Annotated in this window: 13 protein-coding genes; all 13 read left to right on the top strand. The window is 56.5% G+C overall.

Annotated features, from left to right (window positions below):
• Positions 1–180 (top strand): hypothetical protein (locus PHP98_10605; GenBank protein MDD5484077.1); only part of this gene is annotated, 180 nt, incomplete at its 5' end.
• Positions 177–458, top strand: coding sequence for a hypothetical protein (locus PHP98_10600; GenBank protein MDD5484076.1), 282 nt, complete (start codon positions 177–179; stop codon positions 456–458). The genes PHP98_10605 and PHP98_10600, both read left to right, overlap by 4 nt.
• Before the next feature lie 116 nt (positions 459–574).
• A complete protein-coding gene (locus PHP98_10595; GenBank protein ID MDD5484075.1) occupies positions 575–1,144 on the top strand; it encodes a hypothetical protein in 570 nt (189 codons plus the stop codon).
• A gap of 32 nt (positions 1,145–1,176) precedes the next feature.
• A complete protein-coding gene (locus PHP98_10590) occupies positions 1,177–2,571 on the top strand; it encodes a terminase family protein (GenBank protein ID MDD5484074.1) in 1,395 nt (464 codons plus the stop codon).
• A gap of 63 nt (positions 2,572–2,634) precedes the next feature.
• Positions 2,635–4,470 carry a DUF935 family protein gene (locus PHP98_10585; protein ID MDD5484073.1) on the top strand — a complete coding sequence of 612 codons (1,836 nt, stop codon included), beginning with the start codon at positions 2,635–2,637 and terminating at the stop codon, positions 4,468–4,470.
• Positions 4,471–4,478: 8 nt separating this feature from the next.
• Entirely contained in the window at positions 4,479–5,609 is a 1,131-nt protein-coding gene (locus PHP98_10580; GenBank protein MDD5484072.1) for a phage protease, read from the top strand.
• Positions 5,610–5,612: 3 nt separating this feature from the next.
• Entirely contained in the window at positions 5,613–6,536 is a 924-nt protein-coding gene (locus tag PHP98_10575) for a hypothetical protein (protein ID MDD5484071.1), read from the top strand.
• A gap of 34 nt (positions 6,537–6,570) precedes the next feature.
• Positions 6,571–7,473 (top strand): Mu-like prophage major head subunit gpT family protein, encoded by a 903-nt coding sequence (locus PHP98_10570; GenBank protein ID MDD5484070.1) that lies wholly within the window; start codon positions 6,571–6,573, stop codon positions 7,471–7,473.
• Between the two features lie 68 nt (positions 7,474–7,541).
• Positions 7,542–7,964, top strand: a complete 423-nt coding sequence (locus PHP98_10565) for a DUF1320 domain-containing protein (GenBank protein MDD5484069.1) — start codon at positions 7,542–7,544, stop codon at positions 7,962–7,964.
• A 68-nt stretch (positions 7,965–8,032) separates the two neighbouring features.
• Positions 8,033–8,590 (top strand): hypothetical protein, encoded by a 558-nt coding sequence (locus PHP98_10560; GenBank protein ID MDD5484068.1) that lies wholly within the window; start codon positions 8,033–8,035, stop codon positions 8,588–8,590.
• A gap of 77 nt (positions 8,591–8,667) precedes the next feature.
• The gene (locus PHP98_10555) at positions 8,668–9,096 is read left to right on the top strand and encodes a hypothetical protein (protein ID MDD5484067.1); all 429 of its coding nucleotides are present in this window, start codon (positions 8,668–8,670) and stop codon (positions 9,094–9,096) included.
• An 82-nt stretch (positions 9,097–9,178) separates the two neighbouring features.
• Complete coding sequence (locus PHP98_10550; GenBank protein ID MDD5484066.1) at positions 9,179–9,514, top strand: hypothetical protein; 336 nt, start codon at positions 9,179–9,181, stop codon at positions 9,512–9,514.
• 12 nt (positions 9,515–9,526) lie between these two features.
• Positions 9,527–9,865, top strand: coding sequence for a hypothetical protein (locus PHP98_10545; protein ID MDD5484065.1), 339 nt, complete (start codon positions 9,527–9,529; stop codon positions 9,863–9,865).
• Positions 9,866–9,957: the final 92 nt, after the last annotated feature.

Below are 9,957 nucleotides of genomic sequence, written 5' to 3'. Positions count from 1 at the left end.
CAGCAGATACTTACCGAGATCAAAAACCTGGGCGGGGTGATGGCCAAACTTGACGACAAGGTTGACCGCCTTGGCCGCGAAACGGCCGAACAGGGCGCGCAGATCAAGGCTAACGCCGATTACACCAGCAATCTTTATCAATCAATGCAGAACCTGCGCAAGGAGGTGCACCAGAAATGAAAACTTACCAGATCAGGAAAACGATTTTAAAGGCGCTGGGCGAGTACTCCGGCGCGCCGTGCAGTGTCGATGACGTCGCGGATTACCCGGCGTTCGCGCTTATAAGGCCTTCTCAGCGGGAGATTGAAGCCGAGTGGCGGCAGTTGAAGAATTTCGGTTATATCGAGCCTTGCGAAGGTTTCGACGGGCAATATTGCCGGATCACGCAAAAAGGCTTGGAGCAGGTCAACGTGGAATTTAAAAAGGATCCGTTCATTCACGGCCCGCGCTTCGCTTAACCTCGAAACAAAAAAAGCCGGGAGCGCCGGTCGCCAGTCCGGCATAACTGATAACTGATAACTAAAAAAATAATAACGAGGCCGACGTTCGGATGAGTAGACCTAGAAACAACATAATGAAACTTGACAAGAAAGGGGCAAGGCTGCGGATATGCGAACTGCTTGAAGAGGGGATTGCCACCTATGACGAAATCCGCGCGGATGAAATTGTCGCGGCGGAATGCGCGGAAAAAGACCTGGCGCTGCATAACCGTTCGTTTCTGGCTTACCGCGAGGGCGTCGAGTTTAAAGAATACTGCCGCCGTTGCCGCGAGTGGTCGGGCAATATGCAGAAAAACACGATCGCCGCCGTGCTGGTGGAAGCGAATGCCGGATCGGATAATATCGCGCGGATCGCGGAATATAAGCTGCTCCAGCTTTGTCTCGAAAAGCTTGAAGGCGGGGAAGACCTGACCGACAAGGAAGTCCGGGCCATTTCCGGGGCCGTAGCCGGTTACAACCGCAACCGGATCGCGCAGGAAAAAGAAGACGGTAAACGCGCCGCCGCAGAAAAAGAAGCCGAATACCAGGCCAGGATCGCGGAGCTTTCGGCGACTATAGAACAACTGACGGGCAAAGCTGAAAAGCAGCGCGGTATTTCCGACGAAGCGTTGAAAACTATTGAGGAAAAAGTTGGATTGCTTTAAAAAAACAATTAAAAAGAGGCGGATGCAACGCCATGGGTAGAGCAAAGATCATACCGGCTAAAAATACGCTTTTCCTGCCGTACCAGGAACGCTGGATCCGGGACCGGAGCCGTTTGAAGCTTATGGAAAAATCCCGGCAGATCGGGCTTTCCTGGGGCGGCGCTTACGACATGGTGCGCGAAGAGTCGCGCGCCGGCGCCCGCCTTGACGCCTGGATAAGCAGCCGGGACGAAATCCAGGCGAGATTGTTTCTGGTTGACTGCCTGAAATTCGCGGAAATCCTGAATATCGCCGCCGAAGACCTGGGCGAACAGGTTATCGACGCTGAAAAAAATACCGCTTTTGTTTTGCGGCTTGCGTCCGGAGTGAAAATAAACTCCATGAGTTCCAGCCCCGACGCGCAGGCCGGGAAGCGCGGTTCCCGTCTGCTTGACGAGTTCGCGCTGCATAAGGACCCGCGCAAACTTTATACTATCGCTTATCCGGGAATTACCTGGGGCGGCCAGCTTGGAATAATTTCCACCCATCGGGGCAGCGCGAACTTTTTCAATGAACTGGTCAGGGAAATAAAAGAAAAGGGCAACCCTAAAAAGATCAGTCCGCACACGGTTACGCTTGAGAACGCGCTGGATCAGGGGTTTTTGTTCAAGCTGCAAAGCAAGCTGCCGCCGGGCGATGAGCGCCAGGATATGGATGAGGCGGATTATTTCAACTTTATCCGTTCCGGCTGCGCCGACGAGGAAAGTTTCTTGCAGGAATACATGTGTATCCCGGCGGACGATAATTCCGCTTTTTTAACTTATGATATGATCGCCGCCTGTGAATACCGCGAAAATGAAAACTGGGAAATTCCGCTGCCTGAAATTAAAAATCCGCTTTTCGTCGGCGTTGACATCGGCCGGGAACATGACCTTACGGTTATCTGGGTCAACGAGTACGCCGGCGGCCGGCATCTGGCCAGAAAGATAATTGAACTTAAGTCCATGCCGTTCAGCGAACAGGAAAAAATACTTTATCCGATCCTGGAACTGCCGAATATGCGCCGCTGCTGTATCGACGCTTCCGGGCTGGGAATGCAATTCGCCGAGCGCGCCGGCGAAAAATACGGCAAATACCGGATCGAAAGCGTCAAGTTTTCCGCGCCGGTCAAAGAGTCGCTGGCTTATCCGCTGCGGGCTCAGTTTGAAGACCTGAATATCCGGCTGCCGTTTGACAAATATATCCGTGCTGATTTGCGCAGCATTAAAAAAGAAACTACCCCGGCAGGCAATATACGCTTTACCGCCGACCGGGGAAAGAACGGCCACGCCGACCGTTTCTGGGCGGCGGCCCTGGCGGCGCACGCGGCAAGCGGCGGCAGCGGCATCGCCGACGCCGTGGAGATACCCGGAAGTTCCCGGTACGCGGATAACTGGCTGCAAAGGTGAACGTGTTGCGATCTGCGGGTTGCGGGTTGCGAAAAACAAAAATAAAAAAGGCGGATGTAACGCATGAATTGGAATTGGTTAAATCTGAATTTCAGGTTCGCGCCGAAAAAGGACACCGATACGCCGGATACTAAATCCGGCGGCGGCAAGGGCGCGCCGCCCTCGCAAAGCGCGCAGGACTTCAACGATCTTTTCGAAGCGTGGACATCGATGACCGGCGAAAAACTGACCGGCAAAAAACTGCAGCGGATACTGCTGGACGCCGATGACGGATATTGTTCCGAGCAGGCGGCGCTGATCGACGTCATCCAGGAAGTCGAGCCGGTGATCGGTTCGCACCTGGACACCCGAAAACGCGCGGCCCTGGCCAAGCCCTGGCATCTCGAGGGCGGCGGCGCCAAAAACCGCGAGGAGATCACCGCCAACCTGGAAAGTATCGGTTTCCAGCACCTGCGCCGCAATACGCTGGACGCGCTGGCGCACGGCTACAACGTTTCGGCGCTGCTCTGGGCTCCGGGCGGGGCGAAGCTGAGCGGCTGGAAGGAAGTCCACGGCACCAACGTGCTTTTCGACCGGGGCGGCAATCCCGGCTTAATTACCCGCTCCGGCGAAAAAGCCTTGTCGGACTGGCACCCGAAACAGTTTCTCTACCACGTGCACAAGACCAAGCCGGGATTGCCCTGTCGCGGTTCGCTGGTCCGTTCGCTGGCCTGGTACTACTTTTTTAAATTCTATGCTATCCGGGACTATGCCCGTTACATCGAGCGTTTCGGTATTCCTTTTGTCCTGGCGAAACTTAACGAGGCGGATTTTGCCGACAGCGCGAAGACCGCCAGGATCATCGCCGCGCTGAAATCGCTCGGCGCCAATGGCGTCGCGGCGGTTACCGAGGCCACCACGGTCGAAAACCAGGCGGTTTCCGGCGGCGGCAAGGCGGAGTTTTTCAACTGGTTCGGTTACAACGACGATATTTACGCGCTGGTGATCCTGGGCCAGATCGCCTCGAGCAAGGAATCCACCGGACTGAGCGGCGGCGACCTCCAGGGCGGCGTCAAGGATGACCTGACCGTCTCCGACTGCGAACAGGAAGAGGAAACCTACAATAACGCGATCATCCGGCCGCTGGACCTTAACCGCAACGGCCGCGAAACCGGCATAAAAATGGTTATCGATTCCGCGCCGCCGGAAGACATGGTTCAGAAGTACGAGGCATACAAGGCCCGTTACGATACCATGGGCGTCGCGGTTCGCGCCGGCCTCCTCACTTCCAGCGAAGACCTTGAAATAGCGATCCGCGAAGAGCTGAGGCTGCCCGCAATGCCGGCCAGCGTAAAAGCCTTCTGGCGGAAAAACAACGGCGTAAAAGCCCCGATAACCCTGAAGGACGCGCCGACAGCGGCGGACACGCCGCCGGAAACCGAAAAGCCGGATATGGGCGTCCCGGCCGACGATAAAAGCGGGTTGAACGCCCCGGGCGCGGCGCCCGGCCCGGTCAAGGCCCTGTCCGACGTGTCCGAACCGTCGGACGCGACAGAAGCCTGGATAGAAAAGCTCACGGAAAACACTTTGCGCGAGCTGCTTTCAGACGGCGAGGCGCTGGCCGGGTTTTACTGGCCTTTGACGGCGGCGGTGCAGGACGCTTTCGCCGGGATTGATCAGGACGACCCGGAACTCGAGAAAAAATTCATCGCGGCGGCGGACGGCTTCTTTAAAAAGTACCCGGCGCTCTATGAGGAGATCGACACCAGCCGCATCGAGAAGGCCGTTTCCGGGGCAATGCTGGCCGGCCGGGTAAACGCCCGATCCGTCGGGTTCGATATGCCGTCCCTTCGCTCCGCCGGGGACGGAAAAAACAGTAAAAATAATAATTCTGTCACCAATGATTCTGTCAAAAAATAGGAGTGCTTATGAAAATAACCGATTTGAAACGCTATGTCATTCTAAGCGCGGCGCCGCTGGCAATAAGCGAAGGCGAAGTTCCGGAAGAGTTTCTGGTATTCGCCTACGGGAAAACCAAATTCAGCAAAGAAGGCAAAGAGGATTTTTATGTGTTCAGTGAAAACGACGCCGATACGGTTATAGCCGAATTTGCCCGGAAGGGCGTCGACGGCCTTGTCGATTACGAACACCAGCTGCTGCGCAGCATGTCTAACGGCCAGCCGGTACCGGCCGGCGGCTGGATTAAACAACTTGTCAAAAAACCCGACGGTCTTTGGTGTCGTGTCTCCTGGACGCCAAAGGCCCGAGGGTACCTTGAAAACGGCGAGTATAAATACACCTCGCCGGTTTTCAGGGTATCCCGCACCGGGAAAAATATAACCGATCTTTTCAATATTTCGCTCACCGGCAAACCGTCGACGGACAACCAGCCAGCGCTGGTCGCGGCTGATGATTTTACCGAAGGCTTGTACGGCGATTTAATCAACCCGAACAACAAAAAAGGAAACGGCAATATGAATAAATTGCTCATCATGCTGGGGCTCAAGACCCTGGCGGATTCCGACGATGAAGCCGCGATCGAAAGCGGCGTCGAAACGGCGGTTCAGGAATTGCTCGACGGCAAAAAGAAAACCGCGGACTTCCTGGCGCTGCATGACGCGGACGGTTTTGACGCGCTCACCACAAAAATCAAAGACGGCAAAAAAGAAGTCACCGACTTCCTGGCGCTGCATGACGCGGAAAGCCTGGTTGCTTTCTCGAAAAAACTCAAGCAGAAAGATGCTGAAGCAGCCGTCCAGGACGCGATCGCCCGCCGCAAGCTTACCGAGGCCAAAAAAGAAGACGGCCTGGCTCTGGCGCTGTCCGATATGGACATGTTCAAGCGCACTTATGACGACAAGGCTCCGGACGTTGTCCCGGACAACAAGGGCCTTGACGGACTCGGAGACCAGAACAAAGGCAAGGGCGGCGATGACGGCGACAGCGAACTCAAAGCGTTGTCTGACGCCGAACTCACCGTACTGAATAACTGCGGACTTTCCGGCGATAATCTCAAGAAAGCCGCCGCTGAACTCGCTAAACTTAAAAAAGGAGAGTAAATCATGACTCAGCTTTCCACAAATTTTGACGCCAGGGAACGCGAGGTTTCTTGCCGTCGCTTCCCGATCAAAAACGGCGAAATCATGTATGCCGGCGGCATCGGCGCGGTGAACATCACGACCGGTGAAGCCGAAATGGCCTCGGACGCCGCCAATCTCATTGTCGGCGGCCGGGTCGAGTCCTATGTGGACAACAGCAACGACGGCCTGTGCGTTGACCTGAAAGTCGGCTGTTTCCGCTGGAACAATTCCGGAACCCATGCGTGTACGTCCGCCCACCTGAATAAGAGAGTATACGTCGAAGACGACAACACCATTTCCAGCGATCCGGGAAGTCACGCCGTGATCGCCGGCGTCCTGGTCGAAATCGAAGGCGACTATGTTTGGGTAGACACCACTCCCAACGCTTACGTTGCCGGAGCCGACGGCGCAGATGGCGCAGACGGCGCGGACGGTGCGGACGGCGCAAGCGCTTTCGTTTATATCGCCTATGCTTCCGATAACAGCGGCACAGGATGGAGTTTGACCCCGTCCGACAGCCTGAAATATCGGGCTGAAATCCAGTCCGCCGTTGAAATTCCCAGCCCGGCCGCAGGCGATTTTGCCGCAGCCACCTGGGTAAAATATCTCGGTGATGCCGGAGCCGACGGCGCGGACGGGGCGGACGGCGCGGACGGGGACGATGGGTCTGTACCCGGCGGCAGCTACACTGTGCAGGAAGCCGACGATACCGCCGGAACCAAGGATATCGTTACCGGCCTGTCAAGTATCACTTCGTTTGAAGTGCAGATCCGCCGGGCCGGCGTCGATGTCACCGGCGACGCCGTATTGTCGGCGACGGGCGGCACGATCACTGTCGCGGACGGGTCGACTTACGCCCTTACGGCCGGCGATGTGATCGCCTGGCTGGCGGCCGGAACCGTATAACTGTTAACCCAAAACCCATAAAGGAAAAAATATTATGGATATCAACAGAGGAAATATGAACGCGTTGTTCACCGGCTACAATATGTCCTTCCAGGAAGGACAGCAACTGGCCGACCAGGCATACAAACGCTTTGCCACGGTCATGCCGTCAACGCATTCCAGTGAAATTTTTCCGTTTCTGGACAGATTCGGAGGAATGCGCGAGTGGATCGGCGACCGCCAGATGAAATCGGTAGCCAGCCATAAAAAGACGGTTGTCAACCGTAAATTCGAAGACTCGGTAAAGGTCAAGCGCGACGATATCGAGGACGATACCTATGGGCTGTACAATTCAATGCTCCAGGATCTCGGACTCAACGCCGAGGATCTGTGGCGGGAACTGGCAGAGGAAGCGCTTTCAGGCGGTTTTGACGACGACTGGATTGACGAGCTGGATTTTTTCAGCGACACCCGGAAATACGGGGAATATTCGATCACCAATATCGGCAGCGCCGCCCTGAGCGATACCGCGCTGACCAGCGTTGTGACCGCGATGCTCCAGTACCGGGGGCATAACGGCAAGTTCCTGAATCTCAGGCCGGACCTGCTGATTGTCGGCCCGCAGAACCGCGGCACCGCGTTCGACATTCTCAAGAATGATCTGATCATCAAGACCAAAGGCGCGGCCACCGGCGTCATCAAGAACCAGTACGCCATGGAAGGCACCATTGATTACCAGGTCGTCAACAGTCTGGGCGCGGAATGGTTCGTCACCTGCACCAACCGGCCGCTGAAAGCAGTCGGCGTGCTGCAGCGGGTTCTGGCGAAGCTGACCAGGCAGGATCGCGATGAAGATGCCGGCGTCTACGAAAGAGACGAGTACTCTTACGGCACCAGGGCGCGCGGCGCCGGTTTTCTGACTCTGCCGCACCTGATCTACGCGAACGATCCCAGCTAAAATAAAAACCGCCGTCCCGGGCAGCCGGGACGGCCCTTAACCCTTAAAACTTAAATCTTAAAACTATTATGTACATAACTTTTGACGATATCACTGATCGGATTCCCCAGGATGGCCTGGAAAGCCTGTGCAGGGCCTCCGGCAGCGCGTTGACGGCCAAAATTGAGGAAGTGATCGCCCGGGCGGAAGCGAAGGTCAACGGCTACGCCGCGGCCAAATACGCGCTGCCGCTGCCGGCGTCGCCGTTGCCGGCCGGCTGGGCGCTGGCGCTGGCTGAATACGAGCTGTACAAACTCGGCCCAGGCGGGAAGGTATCGGAAAAGATTCGGCAGGCGTATGAGGACACTATAAAGGAATTGCGCGACCTGGCCGCCGGAACAATATCGCTGCCGGCCGGCGATGACGGAACCGTCCCGGAACAGAAGGTAGGCGCCGCCGTCAAGGTCGACAGCAATACGCAGGTAATGGATGGCTCGATTTATGGATATTAGCCATGTCTCGAACTAATAACTGATAACAGACAACCCGGCAAAGCCGGGCATAAAAACCGGGTGGAACGGTGATTACAGTAACACGCACAAATAACCCTTTTGCCACGATAATCGCGCATGCGGAAAACGAGCGCGAACGGCGGCAGTTATTCGCGACGATCCGGATGACAACGGAGCGGTCGCTGAAGGATTCCGCCATCGCTAAAGGCGGCCGGCATTTTTGGCGTGACCTGGCCGACTCCGTAACCGGCGAATCGGACGCGGATTCGGCGATTGTCGGGGCCACGCATCCGGCGGCGGCGATCCGGCAGTACGGCGGTACTATTTCTGCGCCCGGCAAAGGGCCGCTGTCCACCGGCGCCAAATACTTGGCGATCCCGATCAGCGATAAGGCCAGGGGCAAGAGCCCGCGCGAGTTTCAAGACCTGTTTTTTGTCATGGCCAAGGGCGGCGGCAAATATCTGTTTTCGGCAATTAACAACGGCGAGATTTTTTATATCCTGAAAAAGTCGGTCGAACATCCGGCCGATCCGTGGCTGCCGTCGGACAATAAAATCGCCGAAGAGTTGCGCGCGGCGGCGCATGCCTGGCTCGACAGCCGGAGCCGAACGTCGGCCTCGAGATAGAGCTCCTTCGCTTTGCTGGGAGCTGAAAATTGAAAATGAATTTCCTTAACACTTAACACTTAAAACTTTAAACCAATATGAGACTAACACCGATAAGTACGACTGAAACGATCCTGGATGCCGTTAAAGCCAAATTGACGGCGATGGAAGCGGAATCGGGTAAACGGTTTTCGCAAGTCGCGAAGTTTCCGGGAACCAACGCGGAAGCGCTCCTGGAGTTCCTGCCGGCGCTGGGGCTGCCGGGCGCGGCGATCATTTATTCAGGTTCCGGCTATGCCAACCGGCCGCTCCGGACATTGCGCGTCTCGGTCGCGCTGGTAACGGAAATGTATAAAGACGATGACGTTGAAAATCTCCGGGCCCATATCGACGCCGTCGTCAAGGCGCTGGACGATCAGGTCAGCGGCCAAGTATTGATCCGGGTAAGCGAGGATACCGCGCTGGATCTGCCGGGCAATCCGAGGCTGGCCGCTTCCCTGGTCGCCCTGGAAATACAGGATCACTAGGCGATACGTCGCCCTCGTTAAAAAATAGTCCGACGCGTCCGGCCAGTCCGACGCGTCCGACAAAACCAAAAAGGAAAAAGCTATGTCAATCACAATTACCCCTCAAGGCGGCGATCCGGTTGTTATTACCCCGATTGCCGGCAGCCTCAGCTTAGGCGGCGGCCATGACGACCGCGGCGGCGGTAAAATCCCGAACACCCGGGCCGGGATCGCCCGCAACGGTTCTTTCGAAGCGTTGATTAATGATACCACCCTGACGCCGGCGATCGCTTCCGGGCTGCGTACCGCGGCCGGCGGCCACGCCGACATCACCGGCGATATGGAGTCCTACGACGCGCTGGTCGACGTGGAGATCAGCGGCGACGCCGTCCAGATCGCGAAATTCACCGTCAAGGGCACGACCGCCCCGGCAACCTAAAGGAGAACAGCCATGTCAAAACTACCATTTGATAACGCAAGTTTCGGCGGCGTCGCCGTCGAGGCGGATGAATTCGTACACGGTTCCGGCAGCCTGACGCTGAAAGGCGAGGATACCGCCTCGACCACCGCCGACGGCCGCATTCACAATGACCGGCTGGCGGTCAACTTTGAAGGCAGCTGCGAGCTGTACGGCGACCGCCGTGACCTGGATTCCCCGGCCGGGGCCGGCCAGGCGGTCGTTTTCAATTACGGCGAAACCCCAATCCACAGCGGCGCCGGAATTGTCAGCGCCGAATATTCGAAGGAAAAAAACACAACCAGCATCTCCGTCGCCGGAGACCCGGCTTAAAAGCTGAACGCTGAACATCGAACATTCAACTTCGAACATCGAATAGTTAAAAAATCTTAAATCTTAACACTTAACACTCCCGGCTCTGCCGG

Source organism: Kiritimatiellia bacterium (assembly GCA_028715905.1).
In the GTDB taxonomy this organism is placed as follows: domain Bacteria; phylum Verrucomicrobiota; class Kiritimatiellia; order JAAZAB01; family JAAZAB01; genus JAQUQV01.
The sequence above is the reverse complement of the archived record's forward strand: the minus strand, read 5'-3'. Positions and strand labels throughout refer to the sequence as shown.

What these genes read in the sequence shown, in the direction of transcription:
- PHP98_10600 (MDD5484076.1), top strand. Translation starts at nt 177, where the DNA reads ATGAAAACTTACCAGATCAGGAAAACGATTTTAAAGGCGCTGGGCGAG.
- PHP98_10595 (MDD5484075.1), top strand. Translation starts at nt 575, where the DNA reads ATGAAACTTGACAAGAAAGGGGCAAGGCTGCGGATATGCGAACTGCTT.
- PHP98_10590 (MDD5484074.1), top strand. Translation starts at nt 1,177, where the DNA reads ATGGGTAGAGCAAAGATCATACCGGCTAAAAATACGCTTTTCCTGCCG.
- PHP98_10585 (MDD5484073.1), top strand. Translation starts at nt 2,635, where the DNA reads ATGAATTGGAATTGGTTAAATCTGAATTTCAGGTTCGCGCCGAAAAAG.
- PHP98_10580 (MDD5484072.1), top strand. Translation starts at nt 4,479, where the DNA reads ATGAAAATAACCGATTTGAAACGCTATGTCATTCTAAGCGCGGCGCCG.
- PHP98_10575 (MDD5484071.1), top strand. Translation starts at nt 5,613, where the DNA reads ATGACTCAGCTTTCCACAAATTTTGACGCCAGGGAACGCGAGGTTTCT.
- PHP98_10570 (MDD5484070.1), top strand. Translation starts at nt 6,571, where the DNA reads ATGGATATCAACAGAGGAAATATGAACGCGTTGTTCACCGGCTACAAT.
- PHP98_10565 (MDD5484069.1), top strand. Translation starts at nt 7,542, where the DNA reads ATGTACATAACTTTTGACGATATCACTGATCGGATTCCCCAGGATGGC.
- PHP98_10555 (MDD5484067.1), top strand. Translation starts at nt 8,668, where the DNA reads ATGAGACTAACACCGATAAGTACGACTGAAACGATCCTGGATGCCGTT.
- PHP98_10550 (MDD5484066.1), top strand. Translation starts at nt 9,179, where the DNA reads ATGTCAATCACAATTACCCCTCAAGGCGGCGATCCGGTTGTTATTACC.
- PHP98_10545 (MDD5484065.1), top strand. Translation starts at nt 9,527, where the DNA reads ATGTCAAAACTACCATTTGATAACGCAAGTTTCGGCGGCGTCGCCGTC.